A 21,157-nucleotide genomic window follows, 5' to 3' on the forward strand; every position below is an offset into this window, starting at 1 on the left:
AATGAATTATTTTTTTTCAATAATAGTGCCAGTTTACAATGCACAAAACTATATTGCTCAATGTGCACGTAGCTTATTTGGTCAAAATTTCAAAAATATTGAATATGTTTTTGTAGATGATTGTTCATCCGATAACTCCCTAGAGATTTTGAAAGAAGTTTTAAAAGAATTTCCTGATAGATATACTAGTGTTAAAATCATTAAAAATCATAAAAATATGGGTGTGAGTTTTACTAGAAAAGTTGGAATGGAATCAACAACTGGACAATATGTTATACAAATTGATTCTGATGATTGGGTTGATTTGGATATGTGTAATGCCTTTTATAAAAAAATTAAAGAAACAAATGCTGATATTATATGTTCAGATTATTATGAAAATTACCTAGGACGACAGGATTATATTGAACAAAATTATGGTAAAGATGTGGATTATTTTAAAGCTATTTTGGATGGTAGGCTCCATGGGAGTTTGTGTAATAAAATGATAAAAAGATCATTGTTTGTTGATAATAATATTTATCCTATTCTAGGCTTTAATTTATTTGAGGATAAGTTTGTTTCATTGAGATTATTTTTCTTTTCAAATAAAGTTGAATATATTAATTCTGCTTTTTTGCATTATAGACAATACGATAAATCATTTACTAATCAACCTGTTAACGAAAGTCAAATTTATGATACAATTTTCTTTATAAACGAATTACAAAAATTTTTCGAGACTAACAAATTACTCTCAATTTTAAATAATGAATTTTATGGATGTATTCTTAATCATAAAAAAATTTTTTTACTTGATGAGCAGTATTTTTACTTATGGGATAGTTTTTATCCTGAGGCTAATAAAATTAAATATTTATTAACACTTAAGTCTTATTCTTTGATTAAAAAAATTATTACTGCTCTAACTTTATTGTTTAGCAAGAAAATAATGAAGTTTGCTTATACTATTCATAAGAAAAATAAAGGTTTATAATTATGTATAAATTTTTAAACTTAGATAATGCAGCAAAGCTTAATATTATTTATTTTGTCGTCTTTACTTTTGCGATTATTATCTTGCCATTTTCTCCTTTCTTTTCTTATATTTTATTTTTATTAAATCTACTTTTATTTTCTTATAAAATTAATAAAATTTTTCTTGTTATTTCTTTTATTTTATCTGTTTTTTCTCAATTTTATATTTTACACTCTAGAGCTTATGTCGTTGAGCTGGAGTTTGATTTAACTAATTATTATTTTGCTTATTTAGATTTATCTAGTTTATCTATTTCTCAGGTTTCTAATAATAGTATAGAAATTGGTTGGTTTATTATTTATAAGATAATTGCACTAATAAATAAAAATTTAAGTATTTTTGATTTGGCAGTTATTAATAATTTAATTTGTGTTTCTATATTTTTGATTTGGTTGCTAAAGTACGGTGTTAGAAATATCGGGCCTGAATACCTTGGTTTTGTTTTGGGACTTATTGTTCTTTTTATGTGGCCAAATAACTTTGCTTTCTTTCAAAGACAATCTATTTCTGTTGCTATATTATTGTTTGCGATTTCTAATATTAAAAATCAAAAATATTTTTTATTTTTTTTAATCTTATCTTCTTTTTTTCATATTACTTCACTAATTATGGGTTTAGTTTATTATGTTATAGTAAACTATAATTTCAATCATTTTGTTTTAAAAACTATTCTTATTTTGGGTGTTGTTAGAATTTCTTTTGAAACTTTATTAATTTATTTGTTCTCTGTTGTGGAGATTCCTGATTTGTCGCGTAAAATAAGTTTTTATGCGGAAAATCATAATGGATTTTTTTTGGCATTTTCTGAAATTAGGTATTTCCCTTTGTTTGTTTTTATTTTTTTATTTTATAATAATATAGAATCAGAGTGGAGAAGAATTATAATATTTTCAGCTTTGTTTTATTTGTCATTATTAGGAATACAATTTGCTTCTGGTCGATTTAATTTTATTTTAATATATTTGTATGGTTATTTTTTATGGATTGTAACTAAAAGTAGGCCTTATATACTATTGATTTTTGCATTGTCCTATTTTATTTTTGATGTGATTTATAAATCTGGATATATTTTTTATATTAACGACACTTTTTGGCAGAGATATCCTTTTTTTAGTTCAACGCCTTTTTATTATTTGAGTTTCTAATTTTATGAGTTATATTAAAACGATCGTAATGATAGGCACTACAGCTGGATGTTTTTACGGTTTTCGTGCCGATCTTATTAAAGAATTAGTTAAAAAAAATGTGAAAGTTTATGCTTTCACTATAGATCATCAAGTATCTGAATTAGAAAAAATAGAAAAGCTAGGTGCTATACCTGTATTCTATTCACTTAACCGTGGTAGCTTGAATCCTTTATCAGACTTATATGCTACATATAAACTATCTAAACAAATTAAAGAGTTACAGCCAGATTTAGTATTCTCATATTTTACTAAACCTGTGATTTATGGTTCTTTAGCTGCTAAGCTTTCTAAAGTAAAAAAAATTATTGCTATGCTAGAAGGTCTAGGCTCACCATTTACTGTTCACCCGCATGGACAAAGTCTAAAAATTAAACTGATTAGATTTATACAAGTTTCTTTATATAGGATAGTTTTTCCTTTTATTGACAAAATTGTTTTTTTGAATAAAGATGATCCAGTTGATCTTATTGAAAATAATAAAATTAAGTTTAAAGCTAACTCTCCTGTTGTCTTAGGGCCTATAGGACTAAACTTAAGGGATTACTCTTATACTCCTTGGAACACATCTAATGAAATTTCTTTTATTTTTATAGCAAGGCTCTTAGCAGAAAAAGGAATTTTTGAATATGTGGAAGCAGCTAAAATTGTCAAAAAGAAATATCCACATATTATTTTTAGGGTAATAGGAGGGCTTGATTTAGAAAATCCTTATGGCCTAACTCAAAATCAATTAGATGAATTAATTGAGAGTAAGACGATTGAATATTCAGGTTTTGTTACAAATGTGGATGACTACTTAAAAAAAAGTGCAGTGTTTGTTTTACCTTCTTATTATCGCGAAGGCGTCCCGAGAAGCACACAAGAAGCAATGGCAATAGGACGCCCAGTCATTACAACAGATGTCCCTGGTTGCCGAGATACTGTCATAGACGGTGTAAATGGTTTTTTAGTGCCCAAATGGAACCCACAAGCATTGGCAGACAAAATGAATTATTTCATTGAGCACCCAGAGCAAGTTCGTATGATGGGCGATCAAAGCCATAAAATTGCGACTGAAAAGTTTGATGCAGAAAAAGTAAACCAGCGCTTATTAGAAATATTGGGAATTTAAAAATATGAAGGTCTTACTCACAGGCAGTAACGGTTTCCTCGGTCAATACTTATCACAATTTTTGGCTGAAAAAGGCTATTCTGTTTTAGCGCATACCCGTAAAGCCCAAACATTTGATCATCCAAATATTAGTAATATCAATTTTGATGTGAATGATAACTTAGACAACATTGATCTGAATCAGGTTGAGGTTATTATTCACTGTGCAGGTCGTGCGCATGTCATGAATGAAACTGCTGCATCGCCACTTGAAGCATATCGCCAAACCAATGTACAAGGCACATTAAACCTTGCACAAAAAGCGGTAAAAAGTGGCGTTAAACGCTTTATCTACTTAAGTAGTATTAAAGTGAATGGTGAACAAACTACGACACAAGCCTTTCACCCCAATGATGATGTCCACACAGATGATCCGTATGGTTTATCTAAATATGAAGCAGAACAAGCTTTACTTGATCTCTCTCAACGTTCAGGTTTAGAAGTGGTTATTATTCGTCCCGTCCTCATTTATGGCCCTAATGTAAAAGCCAACTTTAAAAGTATGGTGAACTTGGCAAGTAAAAAAATCCCTTTACCGATTGGTTGTTTAGACAATAAACGCAGTATGGTGAGTGTCTATAACTTGGCTGACCTGATTTATACTTGTATGACTCATCAAAATGCGAACCGTGAAGTATTTTTAGCCAGTGATCAGGATGACATTTCAGTCAAACAATTATTTGAAAAATTAGCAAAATACCAAAATAACCAATTGCTAATGCTGCCTGTACCAAAAAGCTTGATCAGTTTTCTGGCAAGTTTGGTGGGGAAAAAAGCAGTGGCTTCACGTTTATGTTCAGAACTGGTGGTAGATACCACTAAAAATACACAGCTTTTAGGTTGGACAGCACCGTATAATGTCGATACAAGCCTAGAAAAAATGTTTAACACAGCGCATCAAAACTGAGCCTAGTCACAAATGTCCATGCTATCCCTTTTTATTTTCTTTTTACTTGCGTTTGCGATGACCTATTTTATGCGCGCCTACGCCTTCAAGAAAAATATAATAGACAACCCCAATGAACGTAGCTCCCACAGTGTACCTACGCCACGTGGAGGTGGTGTTGCGGTGGTGGGTAGCTACTTGTTGGCGCTGGCTGTGCTGATATACAGCCAACAATTGACGCTGCATCTGGGTTTAACCCTGATAGCAGCGGGTTTTGTCATTGCCTTACTTGGTTTTTTGGATGATCATGGGCATATTAACTCCATGCTGCGTTTAGCCGTACATTTCTTGGTGGCAATTGGCGTGGTGATCAGCTTGGGTGGCTTTAGCGAAGTTACAGCTTTTAATGGTCTGCAACTTGGCTTTCTCGCCAATATTATTGCAGTATTATTTTTGGTATGGTTGCTCAATCTATACAACTTTATGGATGGCATTAACGGCATTGCCAGTGTTGAAGCAATTACCACTGTAGTCAGTATGGCAATTTTGTATTATGTGCTTAATACCACATTAAAATCAGACATATTGTGGTTATTGGCAGCCTGTGTATTTGGCTTTTTACTGTGGAACTTTCCCAAGGCTAAAATTTTCATGGGCGATGCCTGTAGCGGATTTCTCGGCCTCACTTTGGGTATTTTGGCGCTCATCGCTCTAAAAGAAAATTTGGCACTGTTTTGTGCGTGGATCATTTGTTTAGGTGTATTTGTGGTCGATGCAACCTATACCCTCATAAAACGTGTGTTGAGCGGCTATAAAATGTATGATGCACATCGAAGCCATAGCTATCAGATTTTATCGCGTAAATGGAGAAGTCATACTCCTGTGACTTTGGCTGTAGCAGCGATTAACCTTCTCTGGCTATTTCCAATTGCATATATGACCGTAATGCAACAATGGGCCTATCCTGAATTCGCAGTATTGATTGCTTATTTACCTCTAATATTAATTGCTATTAAATTAAGAGCGGGAACACCTGATGCCTGAGAAAAAATTATTGATTCTCGGGGCAGGAGGTTTTGGTCAATCAATTGCTGAAGTTGCTGAGCTGTTAGGTAAATGGAAGAGCATTTCTTTTGTTGATGATCGATGGCCTGAGCAACAACATGCAGGTCACTATACAATTATTACAAATATTCAATCTTTAGAAATAATCAATGTGGATAATTTTGAAGCCATTATAGCGGTTGGAAATAACCAAATACGACAAAAATGGCAACAATTATTGCTTGATTTATCTATACCAATTACGACTATTATACATCCACAAACAGTCATTGCTCCTAGTGTAACAATAGGGCAAGGGGTAAGTATTATGGCTGGGTGTGTTATTGGAACGAATACGATTATTCAAAATGGTGTTATTCTAAATATTGGAACCTTATTAGATCATGATGTCATGATTGAAGCTTTTAGTCACTTAAGTGTCGGTGTAAAAGTGGCAGGTGGCCGGATAATTCCACCGCGCTCTTTTCTGGAAGTTGGAACCAGTGTTGGGCATAAGTCTTAATAACAAATTCTTTTAAATTAAGATACTACTTGTTGAAAAATATATGAAATCTATCGTTATTCCTTTAGTTGAGTCTCCACGTTCAGCAAAACTCGCGTTTTTAGTCATTTTAGACTTTTGTATTTTCCCTGTCCTGATCTGGCTTTGTTATGCTATTCGACAGTTTGATCTGGGTGCAGAAGTTGTACCCAATATTTCCTTTGGGTCAGTTTGGGTCAGTGCTATTGCAGTCTTTGCACTGTTTATTTGTGGTGTATACCGTTTTATTGTTCGTACCTTTAATGAATTTTTTATTGCCAAATTAGGTCTGGCAACCATATTAAGCGTGATTGGTTTGTACTTGTTAGCTTATAGTACGCATGCCTTTGTTCCGACCTCAATTCCACTCATGTTTGGCTTTATGATGTTTGCCTGGGTATGGTTTAGCCGTGGGGTGATTCGCTTTGTGGTGAGATCCTACTTACAGGCTAATGTGCCAAAAAAACGGATTGCTATTTATGGGGCTGGTTATGCAGGCCAACAGGTTGCAGCGACTTTAAATCGCTCCCATGAGCATTTGCCGATTATATTTATTGATGATAACCCGTCTTTAAGAGGCCAGAATATTGGGGGGGTTCAAGTATATTCACCACATAGAGCTTTAAAGTGTTTGGTTAAATTACGTATTGATGAAATCTTAATTGCCTTACCGTCAGTGGGAAGAATCCGTAAAAGTGAGATTGTTAAGTTTTTAGAGCCGGCTCATTTAAAAATTACCGAGATTCCGGGTCTGACTAAACTGGTCAATGGTGAAATTCGAATTTCTGATATTCAGGAAGTGGATATTATTGATTTACTGGGGCGTGATCCCGTACCGCCCGTTCCAGCGCTTTTAGCTAAAAATATTAAAAATAAAGTAGTCATGGTCACAGGCGCGGGTGGCTCGATTGGTTCAGAACTATGTCGCCAAATTATTAAAAATCAGCCTGTCAAAATTATTATTTATGAGCTAACAGAATTTGCTTTATATCGTATTGATAAAGAATTACGTCTTACGGCAAGCTGTGAAATTATTCCAATTTTAGGTTCAGTTCTCGACGAACGTAAGTTAGAACGGGTGATTGAACAATATGGTGTACAGACAGTTTATCACGCTGCTGCTTATAAGCATGTACCGCTGGTAGAATGTAATCCGCTGGCAGGTTTGAAAAACAATGCCGTTGGAACCGCCTTTAGTGTGAATGCTGCGGTAAAAAAAGGGGTAGAAACCTTTGTGCTGATTTCAACTGATAAAGCGGTACGTCCAACCAACGTGATGGGAGCGACCAAACGTATGGCAGAGTTGTACTGTCAGGCTATGGCAGAGGCTCAGGATCAGACTCAGATCAGTATTGTGCGCTTTGGAAATGTGCTCGGTTCCTCGGGCTCGGTCGTGCCGCTGTTTAAACAGCAAATTGCCAAAGGTGGTCCGATTACCGTGACTGATCCAGAAGTAACCCGTTTCTTTATGACCATTCCGGAAGCCTCGCAGCTGGTGATTCAGGCTGGTGCCTTAGGCACTGGTGGAGATGTATTCTTGTTAGACATGGGCGAGCCGGTACGGATTCAGGATCTGGCACGACAAATGATTTCTCTCAGCGGACTCAAAGTCAGAGATAATAAAGACCCGAATGGTGATATTGAAATTCAATATACTGGGCTACGTCCAGGCGAAAAACTCTATGAAGAACTGCTGATTGATGAAGAAAATACAGAAATTACTGCACATACACGTATTCTGCGATCTGTCGAGAAACATTATTCATTGGCAGAAATTCTGGCAGTATTTAACCGCATACATGAACTTAGCGCGACTCAGGCTGACATTGAATGGGCGCTGGCACAACTAGAACATTATGTGGATGGTTATGTACGCGGTAACGAAATTAAAGTGAACTAGGTTTTTATAGATATGATCAAGAAAGCAATTCTCCCTGTAGCTGGTTTAGGTACGCGTTTTTTACCTGCCAGCAAATCCATTCCCAAAGAGATGGTGACTGTTGTGGATCGCCCTGCGATTGAATATGTGGTGCGTGAAGCAGTTGCTGCCGGAATTGAGCAGATTATTCTGGTGACCCATTCTTCCAAGGCTTCGATTGAAAACTATTTTGACCGTAACTTTGAACTTGAAACCACCCTTGAGCAAAAAAACAAAACCGACTTGCTTAAAGAAATTACTGAAATTCTGCCTGCGGGCGTGAGTGTGATTAGTGTCCGTCAGCCCCAGCCTTTGGGTCTGGGTCATGCAGTTTTATGTGCCAAAGCCGTGATTGGTGATGATGATTTTGCAGTGCTGTTACCAGATGTGCTGGTGAAAGATCAGGATCTGGAAAATGATCTGGCACGCATGATTCAGCGCTTTGTACAGTCTAAAGCTTCACAAATCATGGTGGAAGCAGTGCCTGAACATCTGGTCGACCAGTATGGCATTGTTGATGTTGCAGCATCGCCTGAGGAAGGGGAAAGCATTGTCATGCAAGGGATCGTCGAGAAACCGGCCGTCGGTACTGCACCTTCAAATCTGTCTGTGGTCGGACGTTATATTCTACCCGCCAAGATCATGCAGCTTTTAGAACAGACCTCACGCGGGGCAGGCAATGAAATCCAGCTGACCGATGCCATCGCCATGCTGCAGCAAACCGAAGCTGTGGAAGCCTATCGCATGAAAGGCCAGACCTTTGACTGTGGCAGCAAGTTAGGTTATCTAAAAGCTGTTTTACATTATGGCGTCGATCATCCTAAACTCGGTGCCGAGTTTAAAGCATTAATTCAGGAACTGGCTTTGTAAGAAAAAATAATAAAAAGGAATAATATGAAAGTCGCAGTATTGGGAAAAACCCTATTTTCTGGGGTCATGTCGGCCCTTTTATCTGAATGTGGTCATCAGGTGGTCTGGTGTAACAGCTTCGATGTAGATGAGTCAGCTCGGCCCTATTTCCAGGATGAATCTCTACAGCAATTACTGCAAAAACAGGAAAAGTCTGGCTTTTTAAACTGTTGCGATTTTCAGCATCTGGATTTTAATCAGGATGTTTTTTTCTTTAGTTTTAATGCGACTGAAGAGCAACAGGCGTTTCAGATGCTGGATACCATCCGGCATGCCTGTTTTGCCCATCCCAAACTGATGATTAATGCCTCGACCTTTGGCTTGCATGGCACGCAACGCTTTCAGCAGTTGCTGCCGAATGATGACTGGATTTATCTGCCAGATATTATTCAGGAAGGGAATGCACTGCGTAGCTTTACTCAGGCCACCCAGCTGATTGTGGGCTGTGATCATGCAGATATCCAGCCTAAAATCAAAGAACTCTTACGTCCATTATTTCCACGCGCGCAGCAGTATCTATTTATGCCGGTTCTGGATGCCGAATTTACCAAGTTGAGTATTTCCGGCATGCTGGCCACCCGGATCAGTTATATGAATGATCTGGCCAGTGTGGCAGAAAAGCTTGGCATTGATATTGAACAGGTACGGCAAGGCATGGCTGCGGATAACCGGATTGGTTCTGCCTATCTGTTCCCCGGTGTTGGTTTTGGTGGAGAGAATTTCTCTCATGATATCCGGACGCTTACTCACGCCGTGGCAGATTCAGGAGTGAAAAACCAGTTGCTGGAACAGGTCTGGGACATTAACGAGCAGCAAAAAGAATTATTGTTCCGTAAACTCTGGAACTATTTCCGTGGAGACTTAAAGGGTAAAGTTATTGCGATCTGGGGTGCAGCCTTTAAAGAAAATACCCCAAGTATCCAGCAGTCTCCGGTACATGCCATGCTGACCGCTTTGTGGGCGCAAGGCGTGACGGTCAAACTACATGATCCGCAAGCAATGGCGAATATTGAAAAGGTCTATGGGCCACGGCAAGACTTAATCCTGTGCGAAGACCAGTATCAGGCCGTGGAAGGGGCACATGCCTTGTGTCTGATTACGGCATGGAAACAGTACGGCAGTCCGGATTATCCGTATCTAATCAAACTAATGCAGCATCCCCTGATTCTGGATGGGCGTAATCTGTATGATCCGACGTATGTCAAGACACGTGGTTTTAATTATATTGGGGTGGGACGTTAATGTTGAGCCATTTTAATCCAAATCTCGACACTGAAACTGTGTGTCAGAAACTCGCCTCGAACAAAGAACAGCTTCAATCTGAGCATCTGCGGGAACTATTTGCTGCTGACCCGGAGCGCTTTAATCGATATTCTATCCAGTTTGAACAACTGCTATTTGACTATAGTAAACACAGAATCAATAAAAATGTGCTGCAGGGCCTGATCGAATGGGCCGATGCACAGAACCTCAGATCCTGGATTGGCTCCCTATTTTCCAATCAGGAAATCAACTATACCGAGCAGCGTGCTGCCATGCACTGGGCACTGCGCCTGCCTGAACAGGATCAACAGCATGCTGATCTGGCAGCGGATGTACATGCCCAGCTGGAGCGGATGTATGCCTTGGTGGAACAGATTCATGCCGGACAGCGTCGCGGTGCTACCGGTGAAGTCATTCAGGATGTGGTCAATATCGGGGTGGGCGGATCAGATTTGGGTCCTTTGATGGTCACGCATGCATTATCAGATTTTAAATACCAGTCTGCCCAGCCACTCAACGTACATTTTGTTTCGACTATGGATGGAAGTCAGTTGTCTGAGCTGTTGCATCAGCTGCGTCCGGAAACAACACTGTTTATTATTTCCTCCAAATCCTTCGGCACCATTGATACCCTGACCAATGCTCAGACGGTACGCTTGTGGCTGGAAAAGGCCTTAGGTCAACATCCTTATATTCTCAAGCATCATTTTATTGGAGTATCAACCAAGCCGGAAAAAATGACCGCATGGGGAATTGCACCGGAAAACCAGTTGCTGCTCTGGGACTGGGTCGGTGGGCGTTATTCACTCTGGTCCTGTATCGGACTGCCAATTGCCTTGAGTATCGGCATTGAAGGCTTCAAGCAGCTGCTGGCGGGTGCCTATGCAGTGGACCAGCATTTTCAGTACCAGCCTTTTGAGCGTAATATTCCGGTATTGATGGGATTGTTGGGAGCCTGGAATACCAATTTTCTGGATATCCAGACCCAGGCAATTCTGCCTTATGATGGCCGGCTGAAATATTTTGCCTCCTATCTGCAACAGCTGGAAATGGAATCAAATGGTAAGTCAATCCAGCGTAATGGAGAGAAAGTCCAGTTCGATACCTGTCCGATCATCTGGGGTGAAGTGGGACCGAATGCCCAGCATGCCTTCTATCAATTATTGCATCAGGGTACGCAGTCAGTCAGCTGTGATTTTATTGCGCCGGTAGAGCGTTATAACAGCCAGCAATATACTTATGCAGACAGTGCCGAAGCATTGGTAGAACAACATCATTTGGCCTTATCCAACTGTCTGGCGCAATCGCGCTTACTGGCTTTTGGTAATGAAGCCCTAGATCAGGCTGAATTGGCGAGCTTGCCGGCCTATAAACAGTATGAAGGCAATCAGCCGAGCAGTACCCTGTTATTGCAGGAGCTCAATCCATACAGCTTGGGCATGCTAATTGCTTTATATGAACATAAGGTATTTGTCCAGTCTGTGCTGTGGAATATCAACCCGTTCGACCAGTGGGGCGTAGAAAAAGGCAAGGAAATTGCCAACCAGTTATTGCCTATCCTGAATGGTGAACAGACCGATCTGGATGGTCTAGATGGCTCAACCCAAGGTTTAATTAAAGTTCTATTAGGAAAGTAAAATGGCGAAAATTCTGGTCACAGGCGGAGCAGGCTATATTGGTTCACATACCTGTGTGGAATTGCTGAATGCTGGACATGAAGTGATCGTGCTGGATAATCTGTGCAATAGCTCAGCTGAGTCTTTAAACCGTGTCCAGCAGTTAAGTCAAAAAAGCCTGATCTTTGTTGAAGGCGATATCCGGGATAGCCAGCTACTCGATCAAGTCTTTCAACAAAATTCAATTGATGCGGTAATTCATTTTGCCGGGCTGAAAGCGGTGGGGGAAAGCCAGCAAATTCCATTGGCCTATTTTGACAACAATATTGCCGGTTCAATCAGTCTGGTTCAGGCGATGCAGCGCGCACAGGTGTTCAAACTGGTCTTTAGCTCTTCGGCTACGGTCTATGGTGAAGATAATCCTTCACCTTTAAATGAAGAGATGCCTACCGGAATGCCAACTAATAACTATGGTTATACCAAACTGATAGTTGAGCAGCTACTGGAAAAGCTGGCTGTAGCTGATGAACGCTGGTCGATTGCCTTGTTGCGTTATTTCAATCCGGTTGGTGCGCATAAAAGTGGTCAGATTGGAGAAGATCCACAAGGTATCCCAAATAATTTAATGCCTTATGTAACGCAGGTGGCTGTAGGCCGTCGTGAAAAACTGTCTATTTTTGGTCATGACTATAACACGGTGGATGGTACTGGCGTGCGTGATTATATTCATGTGGTCGATCTGGCCAACGCACATCTGTGTGCCTTGAATAACCGTCTGGTTTCCCAAGGCTGCCGTGCCTGGAATATCGGTACCGGTAATGGCATTTCAGTGCTGCAAGTGAAGAATACCTTTGAGCAGGTGAATGGGGTTGCTGTTCCATTTGAGTTTGTACCACGTCGTGAAGGCGATGTGGCGACCTGTTTTGCAAATAATAGCCGTGCAGTACAAGAGTTGGGCTGGACAGCACAATATGGTTTGGAGGATATGCTGGCAGATAGCTGGAACTGGCAGAAACAGAATCCGAATGGTTATCGTTAAAATGTTTATCATTAAATGAATAGAAATGGGAGCAATTTTGCTCCCATTTTTATTCTGCTGGATACCGCAATATTAACTTTGAATCAGCTGGGTCAGCTCATCGACATAGTCCTGCATCGGTCGTGGATGATGATCACGACGGCTTTCAATATTCAAACGCAATAATGGTTCAGTATTGGATGCACGCACATTAAAACGCCAGCTACCAAAATTCAGGCTGACGCCGTCGGTTTGATCAATTTCAGGTTTCTGATCGGCATAATGATCGAAAAGTTTTTGGATGGTCGCCTGGGTATCGGCTACTTTAAAATTAATTTCACCTGAACATGGGAACTTGGCGATCATTTCTTCCACAAGAGAAGATAAGGATTTTCCTGTTTCAGACAGTACAGCGATAGCAAGTAGCCATGGAATCATGCCGCTGTCACAGTAAGCAAAATCACGGAAATAATGATGAGCACTCATTTCCCCGCCATAAGCCGCATTATGTTCACGCATGACATCCTTAATGAAGGCATGACCTGATTTTGATTGGACGGTAATTCCCTGATATTGCTCCACGACATCCAGCGTATTCCAGACCAGACGCGGGTCATGGACAATTTTTTCACCAGACTGCTTCAGCAGAAATGCCTGCGCCAGAAGGCCAACAATATAATAACCTTCAATAAACTGCCCTTTTTCATCGAACAGGAAACAGCGATCAAAGTCACCATCCCAGGCAATGCCCATATCCGCACCATGCTGAATGACCGCATCACGGGTGCTATCACGGTTTTCAACCAGAATTGGATTCGGGATGCCATTCGGGAAGTTACCATCGGCCTCATTGTGAATTTTGACAAATTCAACCGGAATCTGGAGTTGTTGAAACTTCTGTTCCAGCGCATCCACCACATGACCTGCGGCACCATTGCCGGCATTCATCACCAGTTTCATCGGGCGGATTTTTGCCGCGTCAATATAAGTCATCAGGTGATCGATAAATTCAGGCAGGATATTATATTGTTCAGTATGACCTTTTTGGACAACCTCAACGAATTTCCCTGATTCTGCCAAGGCCTGAATTTCTTTTAAGCCTGTATCTGCACTGATCGGGCGGGCATTTTCACGCACCAGCTTCATGCCGTTATAGTCCATCGGATTATGGCTGGCCGTCACTTCAATTCCACCTTGTACATCCAGATGGAAAGCTGCGAAATAAACTTCTTCAGTCCCAGTCATGCCCAAATCCAGCACATTGACCCCGGCATCATTTAAACCGCGAATGGTCGCCTGTTTTAAGTCTTCACTGCTGAGTCGGATGTCACAGCCAATGACAACCGTTTTAGGTTGATAAATCTGTCCATAAGCACGGCCAATTTTATAGGCGATATCTTCATTAAGTTCGGTACCGAGTTTGCCACGAATATCATAGGCTTTAAAGCAAGTCAGTTGTGTCATTTATAGGCTCTCCATTTAGAAGAAAAAGGCCGGTTCCCCAGCCTTGATTCAATTTTAATTATTCTACGGTGACCGATTTTGCCAGGTTACGTGGCTGATCTACATCCGTACCACGTAATACAGCCACATGATAAGACAATAACTGCACCGGGATGCTATACACAATCGGTGCCAGCACTGCATTGACTGCCGGAATATGTACCACATGCTGGCGTTCTTTGGCTTTAATGCCGCTGTTTTCATCAGCAAACACAAATAGCTCGCCACCACGCGCCTGAACTTCTTCCATATTGGATTTGAGCTTATCCAGCATGTCATCCTGTGGTGCCAGAATCACTACTGGCATGTCATTGTCAACCAGTGCCAATGGCCCGTGTTTTAGTTCGCCTGCAGCATAACCTTCCGCATGAATATAGGAGATTTCTTTCAGCTTGAGTGCACCTTCCAGAGCGATCGGGAAATGCGTACCACGGCCCAGGAACAGGCAATGCTGCTTTTCAACAAACAGTTCTGAAAGACGTAAAATTTCATCATCATGACGTAATGTATCCAGAATCACTTTAGGCGTATGCCAAAGTTCTGTGGTGATCTCCGTCATTTGTGCTGTAGAAATCGTATTTTTCACAGAACCGATTTTGAGTACCAACAGCATCAATGCAGCAAGCTGGGTAGTAAAGGCTTTGGTTGAAGCCACACCAATTTCAGGGCCAGCCAGGGTTAACAGGCTATGCTGAGTTTCGCGTACCATTGATGAGGTCGCCACGTTACAGATGGTCATCGTGGTGATGTCGAGGCCTTTGGCAGCCGCACGTTTCTGTGTATCACGTAATGCAGCCAAAGTGTCGGCAGTTTCACCGGATTGGGAAATACACACATACAGCGTGTTATTCACAATCACCGGAGTGCGATAACGGAACTCGCTGGCAATCTCGACCTGGCAAGGCAGGTCAATCAGCTGTTCAAACCAGTATTTGGCAATCATGCCGGCATGATAGCTGGTACCGCAGGCAATAATCTGGATTTGCTGGATTTTTGCAAAGTCTTGTTCTGCACTGGCAAGAAAATCTTCACGCAGGTCATTGCCATTTAAAGCTTGGGAAATGGTCTGTTTGATCGCTTCAGGCTGCTCATAAATTTCTTTGAGCATGTAGTGCTTGTATTCACCTTTAGAAGCATTGCTGACGGCAGCATCCAGTTCCTTGACCGGACGATCGACAAGTTGACCATCGACAAAGACTTCAATCGTGGTACGGGTCAAACGGGCAATATCGCCTTCTTCAAGATAAATAAAACGGTTGGTAATCGGGAGCAGAGCCAACTGGTCAGAACTGATAAAGTTTTCACCAATACCGACACCAATGACGAGCGGAGAACCTTCACGTACGGTAATCAGTTCATCAGGGTGGTCAGTATGTATGATACCCAGTGCATAGGCACCTTTCAGTTGTGGAACGACTTGGCGTACAGCTTCTAACAGGCTCGGGGTAGATTTCAGTGCATCATTGATCAGATGGGCAACCACTTCAGTATCAGTCTGTGAGGTAAACACATAGCCCAAAGCTTCAAGATCATCTTTGAGTTCCTGAAAGTTTTCGATAATTCCGTTATGCACCACTGCCACATTTTCAGAAATATGCGGATGGGCATTTTCTTCAGTCGGTTTACCATGGGTCGCCCAGCGTGTATGCGCGATGCCGAGTGAACCGCTAATCTGTGATTCATTCACAGCCTGTTCAAGGTTCGCGACCTTACCGACACGGCGTTCACGTAGGACTTGGCTATTATTGATAAGTGCCAAACCTGCTGAATCATAACCACGGTATTCCAGGCGTTTTAAGCCTTCGATCAAAATATTGGTAATGCTACGTTCTGCAATGCCACCAACGATACCACACATATTTATTCCCCTTATTTCTTGATTTTTTGTGGACGTGGATAGTTTTCTTTGGCAAATTGCTTAGAGCGTTCTACTGCCAAACTGTTGTCTTCCACATCACGGGTAATCGTTGAGCCTGCACCCACTGTGGCACCGTTGCCAATTTTCACAGGTGCCACCAATGAACTGTTCGAGCCAATAAAGGCTTGATCACCAATAATCGTTTTAAATTTATTCGCACCATCATAATTACAGGTAATAGTCCCTGCACCGATGTTTGAACCACTGCCAACTTCTGCATCACCCAGGTAGGTAAAGTGGTTGGCTTTAGAGCCTAAACCAATCGTGGTATTTTTGACTTCAACGAAGTTACCAATATGTACTTCATTGGCCAGTTGTGCACCCGGACGTAGTCGTGCAAAAGGTCCAATTTGGGTATCTTCACCCACGATGGCGCTATCGAAAATACTATATGGCTGAACCTTGGTGCCAGCTGCAATCTTGGTATTCTTGATAATACAGCCAGCGCCAATTTCAACGTTGTCGCCGAGCTCGCAATCACCTTCGATAATCACGTTGATATCAATGCGGACATCCTGGCCGACAGTTAAATTGCCACGCAAGTCAAAGCGGCTTGGATCAATCAGATGTACGCCTTGCTGCATTAGCTGTTTGGCTTGATAAACCTGGAACTGACGCTCTAAAGCAGCGAGCTGCACACGGTCATTGACCCCTTCAACTTCAAAAGCCATTTCAGGTTCTACAGATGCAACTTGCATACCATCTGCCAAAGCCATCGCGACGATATCCGTCAGGTAATATTCACCTTGAGCATTGTCATTACTTAAACTTGGCAGCCATTGATGCAGTTTGGCATTGCTGACCGCATAAATACCGGTATTGATTTCTTTAATCTGACGTTGCTCTTCGGAAGCATCTTTGTGCTCAACAATAGCCTGGATTTCACCATTTTCACGGACAATACGACCATAACCATTCGCATCCGGCAGGGTAAGCGTCACCAGACCAATACCGATTTCTGCGGTGGCATCGAGTAATTTTTGCAAGGTCACAGGATTAATGCACGGTACGTCGCCGGAAAGAATCAGCGATACGCCGTCGTGAGGCAGTACAGGCAAGGTCATCTGCACCGCATGACCGGTACCCAGCTGTTCAGCCTGTTCGACCCATTTAATATCCTGTTGTGCAAATGCTGTTTGAACCCGGTCACCACCATGACCATAAATGGTAATAATATTATCTGCGTTTAATTTTTTTGCCGTTTCAATGACATGACCCAGTAAAGGACGTCCTGCAAGGGGTTGTAATACTTTCGGTAAGCTTGAACGCATGCGCGTGCCTTTACCTGCAGCAAGAATAATAACAGTCGTTGACATGTTCTAATCCTAAATATGGCTTATGCCACGGTGAAGTAAAAATAAAGCAAAATACAAAGAGCTGCCCAAAGGCCGGCAATAATGTCATCCAGCATGATGCCGAAGCCACCGTCCACTTGACGGTCAATCACCCGGATCGGCCAGGGTTTCCAGATATCAAATAACCTGAACAGGGCAAAACCGATGAATAACCATAACCAGTTCATCTGACCTAAGTAGATCAGGGGCAAAAATGTGATGGATTGTCCTGCAAACTCATCCCAGACGATGCGTCCATCATCATGTACGCCCATGACTCTAGCAGTATGCCCGCAGATATATATGCCAACCAGGGACATGATGGCAATGGCAAAAACACTGTTTAGAAAACCAAGATGCAGCCAAATAGGAATAAATAAAAGTGCAAAGGCCGAACCAAAGGTACCGGGTGCTTTAGGTGCCAGACCGGAACCAAAACCAACCCCACTAAAGACAATCAGTCGGTCGATCCATGACATGGCTTTAAAATTAATCGCAGGTTTATGCAAAATGTTGATACCCATTAAATTGAAGTGAATGATCTACGCCATCTTTTTCAAAAGTTAAGCCGTGTTGCTGCTGAATTGTGCCGATCATACTAATCGAAACATCAAGTTGTTTTTGCAATAATTTTTCGTAATTTTGCGGGCTTATTGTAAAGCATAATTCGTAATCATCGCCACCAGCGAGGGCATATTGCCATTTTTGCTCATCGTTTAAAGCATGCAGGGTGGGACTGATCGGCAGGTTTTCAAGTTGCAGCTTGGCACCGACTTGAGAGGCTTTGAGAATATGTCCAAGATCTTGGGCCAAACCATCCGAGACGTCAATCATGCTATGCGCCAGACCTTTTAGGGCAGCACCGAGCTGACAACGTGGCGTTGGATAGTCCAGACGTTTTTGCAGTGGATGACCAAGATGCTGGAGTGCAAAAGCTGCATCACCGACAGTTCCACTGACACAGATCAGATCACCGGGTTTCGCACCTGAGCGTGGAATGGCTTGACCAATATCCACCCAGCCCAATGCTGTGACAGACAGGGTTAAATGAGGACTTTGAGTGGTATCACCACCGATTAAGCTCACACCAAATTGATCGCAACAATCATATAAACCCTGACTAAAAGCTTTTAGCCAGTCATGATCAATTTGGGGTAGGCTCAATGCGAGTAAAATACTGTGCGGGGTTGCGCCCATCGCGGCAATATCAGATAAATTAACCGCCACAGATTTCCAGCCAATCGCATGTGGATCGGTATTCATTGGAAAATGGCGTCCAGCAACCAGGGTATCGGCACAGATGACCAGTTGTTGCTGTGAAGGGGGGGTGAGCAAGGCTGAATCGTCACCGACGCCTAAATCGACAGAATGGGCATTCTTGCGATTGAAATAGGTGTCGATAATCGAAAATTCAGCCATACAACAAATCTACGCTATTAGTTAGACTGCTGTTTTTCTGCTGCACGCAAAGTTGTCGCTAAACGATCCAATACACCATTGATGTATTTATGGCTGTCGGCACCACCAAAATGTTTAGCCAGCTCGATCGCTTCATCTAAAACCACGCGATATGGAATCTCAAGATGTTCTTTGAGTTCATATGCACCAAGACGAAGGGTCGCAAGTTCAACACCGTCAAGTGCTGAAAGTTCGCGATCGAGTACCGGGATTAAGAGCGCATCCAATGCTTCATGATTGGCAACCACTTGAGTCAACAATTCATGATAATAGCTCAGATCCACTTTGTGCATGGCATTTTCCACACGAGTACGTGCTTCAATCTCATGCACCGGATTGTGGCTCATCTGCCATTCATAAATTCCTTGTACAGCAAAGCGACGTGCTTTACGTTTTGCTGCATAAGTTGCTTGAAGTGTTTGCGACATAGCGTTAAATAGCCTTTAACAAGTTAACCATTTCAATCGCAGTCAGGGCAGCTTCGCTACCTTTATTGCCTGCTTTTGTTCCAGAGCGTTCAATCGCTTGTTCAATACTGTCCGTAGTGAGTACACCGTTAATGACAGGCAAGCCAGTGTCCAGGCCAACCACGCCTAAACCTTTGGCACATTCGCCTGCAACGAAATCGAAGTGAGGCGTGCTACCACGAATCACGGCGCCAAGCGCGATGATGGCATCGAAACGATCTGAAGCTGCCAGTTTTTTCGCAACTACAGGAAGTTCCCAGGCACCAGGTGCATGAACAACAGTGATATTATCCTCTGATACACCATGACGTTTCAATGTATCAATGGCACCTTCTAACAGATGTTCAACCACAAAGCTGTTAAAACGACCAACTAAAATCGCATAACGGTCTTCGTTCGCGAGATGTAACATACCTTCAATACGGCGAACTGCCATAACAACCTCGATGATTTCTTAAGATGTTTGTTGTGCGGTGATGTATTCCACCACTTCTAAGTTAAAGCCTGATAGTGCATTGAAACGCAATGGAGAGCTCAGCAGTTTCATTTTTTCAACGCCTAGATCACGCAAAATTTGTGCACCCACACCAATGGTCTGATACTGCTGAGACAATGCGGAATTTGATTTTACATTTTTTGGCGCTTTAAGGGTATCTAATGCTGGACCCAAATCCTGTAAATGGCGCTGGCCAATCCAGACCAAGACACCACGATCACTATTGGAAATTTCTTTCAGGGCACGATCCAGGTTCCAGGCCGGTTCGCCATCCTGTTTCTTCAATTTGAGCAAATCGCGGGTCGGGTTAAAACCATGTACACGTACCGTGGTCACACCCTCTTTAGGCTCACCTTTGACCAAAGCCAAATGAATATCCGGATTGCCCAGTTCACGATAACGATATAAATCAAATGTGCCGTATTCGGTGTCGAGTTTTTGATGATCGAGACGCTCAACCGTTTGCTCATTGGTCATGCGGTAATGAATCAGGTCGGCAATCGTGCCAATTTTCAAACCATGCTTTTCAGCAAAAACTTCAAGATCCGGACGGCGCGCCATGGTGCCATCTTCATTAATGATTTCACAAATCACCGAAGCCGGTTCCAGTCCTGCTAAACGAGAAAGATCACAACCTGCCTCAGTATGTCCGGCACGGTGCAATACACCGCCTGGTTGCGCCATCAGCGGGAAGATATGTCCTGGCTGTACAATATCTGCTGGTTTGGCATGAGCAGCCACAGCAGTTTGAATCGTGTGCGCACGTTCAGCTGGAGAAATACCGGTAGAAATACCTTCAGCCGCTTCAATCGACAGGGTAAAATTGGTTCCATGCTGGGCGCCGTTGGCATCGACCATCAACGGCAGATTCAACTGCTGGCAACGCTCTTTACTTAAAGTCAGGCAGACCAGACCACGTGCGTGGGTGATCATGAAGTTGATGTCTTCAGGACGTACGTGCGTGGCAGCAATGACCAGGTCGCCTTCATTTTCACGGTCTTCATCATCCATCAGGATGACCATTTTTCCTGCACGGATATCTGCTACAAGCTCTTCAACAGTATTGAGCGGCATCAACCTTCACCTTCTTTTTTGATCTTGATCAGACCGAATCATGACATTATTGGGTACATAGTCTAACGCTTTTTGCGCAATTTTGCCTATGCTTATTGCTTTCCCTCTAGTGGTTCATTGTTATACACAGTCTTGATAAACATGAAAAGCCGACTTTAAATGAAAGCCTGGGCTTTATGCAGGTTTTTTGAGCAATTAAAAAGCATAAAAAATGAGAAACTTAGGTGAAATCAACATAAGCTCAGACATTAAGGTGTTTTCAGAAAGTATTTTAATTTATTGTCAGTCATTCAATGGAATTCTGGACGAAAAATGCTGGAAAATTTTACCTAGTATTAAAATTTTTAAAAAATATTA

At 41.8% G+C, this 21,157-nt stretch carries 19 protein-coding genes; 11 read left to right on the forward strand and 8 right to left on the reverse strand.

What is annotated here, in order from left to right; genetic code table 11:
• Window position 1 precedes the first annotated feature (1 nt).
• The 11 genes from Q9R24_RS08925 to galE are packed head-to-tail and all read left to right on the forward strand — an operon-like array spanning window position 2 to window position 12,571.
• Window positions 2–976, forward strand: coding sequence for a glycosyltransferase family 2 protein (locus Q9R24_RS08925; protein WP_311204095.1), 975 nt, complete (start codon window positions 2–4; stop codon window positions 974–976).
• A 2-nt stretch (window positions 977–978) separates the two neighbouring features.
• Complete coding sequence (locus tag Q9R24_RS08930) at window positions 979–2,163, forward strand: EpsG family protein (RefSeq protein WP_311204096.1); 1,185 nt, start codon at window positions 979–981, stop codon at window positions 2,161–2,163.
• Between the two features lie 4 nt (window positions 2,164–2,167).
• A complete protein-coding gene (locus Q9R24_RS08935) occupies window positions 2,168–3,316 on the forward strand; it encodes a glycosyltransferase family 4 protein (RefSeq protein ID WP_311204097.1) in 1,149 nt (382 codons plus the stop codon).
• A 4-nt stretch (window positions 3,317–3,320) separates the two neighbouring features.
• A complete protein-coding gene (locus Q9R24_RS08940) occupies window positions 3,321–4,262 on the forward strand; it encodes an NAD-dependent epimerase/dehydratase family protein (protein ID WP_311204098.1) in 942 nt (313 codons plus the stop codon).
• Between the two features lie 12 nt (window positions 4,263–4,274).
• Window positions 4,275–5,285 (forward strand): glycosyltransferase family 4 protein, encoded by a 1,011-nt coding sequence (locus Q9R24_RS08945; RefSeq protein WP_311204099.1) that lies wholly within the window; start codon window positions 4,275–4,277, stop codon window positions 5,283–5,285.
• The gene (locus Q9R24_RS08950) at window positions 5,278–5,808 is read left to right on the forward strand and encodes an acetyltransferase (protein WP_311204100.1); all 531 of its coding nucleotides are present in this window, start codon (window positions 5,278–5,280) and stop codon (window positions 5,806–5,808) included. Before Q9R24_RS08945 ends, Q9R24_RS08950 begins: the two co-directional genes overlap by 8 nt.
• A 43-nt stretch (window positions 5,809–5,851) precedes the next feature.
• Window positions 5,852–7,726 (forward strand): nucleoside-diphosphate sugar epimerase/dehydratase, encoded by a 1,875-nt coding sequence (locus tag Q9R24_RS08955; protein ID WP_311204101.1) that lies wholly within the window; start codon window positions 5,852–5,854, stop codon window positions 7,724–7,726.
• A gap of 12 nt (window positions 7,727–7,738) precedes the next feature.
• A complete protein-coding gene (gene galU / locus Q9R24_RS08960) occupies window positions 7,739–8,614 on the forward strand; it encodes a UTP--glucose-1-phosphate uridylyltransferase GalU (RefSeq protein ID WP_311204102.1) in 876 nt (291 codons plus the stop codon).
• Window positions 8,615–8,638: 24 nt separating this feature from the next.
• A complete protein-coding gene (locus tag Q9R24_RS08965) occupies window positions 8,639–9,895 on the forward strand; it encodes a nucleotide sugar dehydrogenase (RefSeq protein ID WP_311204103.1) in 1,257 nt (418 codons plus the stop codon).
• Window positions 9,895–11,553 carry a glucose-6-phosphate isomerase gene (gene pgi, locus Q9R24_RS08970; RefSeq protein ID WP_311204104.1) on the forward strand — a complete coding sequence of 553 codons (1,659 nt, stop codon included), beginning with the start codon at window positions 9,895–9,897 and terminating at the stop codon, window positions 11,551–11,553. The genes Q9R24_RS08965 and pgi overlap by 1 nt, the downstream gene beginning before the upstream one ends.
• A gap of 1 nt (window position 11,554) precedes the next feature.
• Window positions 11,555–12,571, forward strand: coding sequence for a UDP-glucose 4-epimerase GalE (gene galE, locus Q9R24_RS08975; protein WP_085064577.1), 1,017 nt, complete (start codon window positions 11,555–11,557; stop codon window positions 12,569–12,571).
• Window positions 12,572–12,643: 72 nt separating this feature from the next.
• On the opposite strand, the gene Q9R24_RS08980 is transcribed toward galE, so the two are convergent.
• Genes Q9R24_RS08980 through ribBA form a run of 8 tightly spaced genes read right to left on the reverse strand, consistent with a single transcriptional unit; the run spans window position 12,644 to window position 20,800 of the window.
• Complete coding sequence (locus tag Q9R24_RS08980; protein WP_311204105.1) at window positions 12,644–14,014, reverse strand: phosphomannomutase CpsG; 1,371 nt, start codon at window positions 14,012–14,014, stop codon at window positions 12,644–12,646.
• Window positions 14,015–14,072: 58 nt separating this feature from the next.
• Window positions 14,073–15,911, reverse strand: a complete 1,839-nt coding sequence (gene glmS / locus Q9R24_RS08985) for a glutamine--fructose-6-phosphate transaminase (isomerizing) (protein WP_311204106.1) — start codon at window positions 15,909–15,911, stop codon at window positions 14,073–14,075.
• An 11-nt stretch (window positions 15,912–15,922) separates the two neighbouring features.
• A complete protein-coding gene (gene glmU / locus Q9R24_RS08990) occupies window positions 15,923–17,287 on the reverse strand; it encodes a bifunctional UDP-N-acetylglucosamine diphosphorylase/glucosamine-1-phosphate N-acetyltransferase GlmU (protein WP_311204107.1) in 1,365 nt (454 codons plus the stop codon).
• A gap of 20 nt (window positions 17,288–17,307) precedes the next feature.
• Complete coding sequence (locus Q9R24_RS08995) at window positions 17,308–17,829, reverse strand: phosphatidylglycerophosphatase A (protein ID WP_174894072.1); 522 nt, start codon at window positions 17,827–17,829, stop codon at window positions 17,308–17,310.
• Window positions 17,807–18,724, reverse strand: coding sequence for a thiamine-phosphate kinase (thiL, locus tag Q9R24_RS09000; RefSeq protein ID WP_311204108.1), 918 nt, complete (start codon window positions 18,722–18,724; stop codon window positions 17,807–17,809). Before thiL ends, Q9R24_RS08995 begins: the two co-directional genes overlap by 23 nt.
• 17 nt (window positions 18,725–18,741) lie before the next feature.
• A complete protein-coding gene (nusB, locus tag Q9R24_RS09005; RefSeq protein ID WP_004280924.1) occupies window positions 18,742–19,191 on the reverse strand; it encodes a transcription antitermination factor NusB in 450 nt (149 codons plus the stop codon).
• 4 nt (window positions 19,192–19,195) lie between these two features.
• Entirely contained in the window at window positions 19,196–19,666 is a 471-nt protein-coding gene (ribE, locus tag Q9R24_RS09010; RefSeq protein WP_004280926.1) for a 6,7-dimethyl-8-ribityllumazine synthase, read from the reverse strand.
• Window positions 19,667–19,684: 18 nt separating this feature from the next.
• Window positions 19,685–20,800, reverse strand: coding sequence for a bifunctional 3,4-dihydroxy-2-butanone-4-phosphate synthase/GTP cyclohydrolase II (gene ribBA, locus Q9R24_RS09015; protein ID WP_311204109.1), 1,116 nt, complete (start codon window positions 20,798–20,800; stop codon window positions 19,685–19,687).
• Between the last annotated feature and the right edge of the window lie 357 nt (window positions 20,801–21,157).

This window comes from Acinetobacter sp. RRD8 (genome assembly GCF_031844225.1).
Taxonomy (GTDB): Bacteria; Pseudomonadota; Gammaproteobacteria; order Pseudomonadales; family Moraxellaceae; genus Acinetobacter.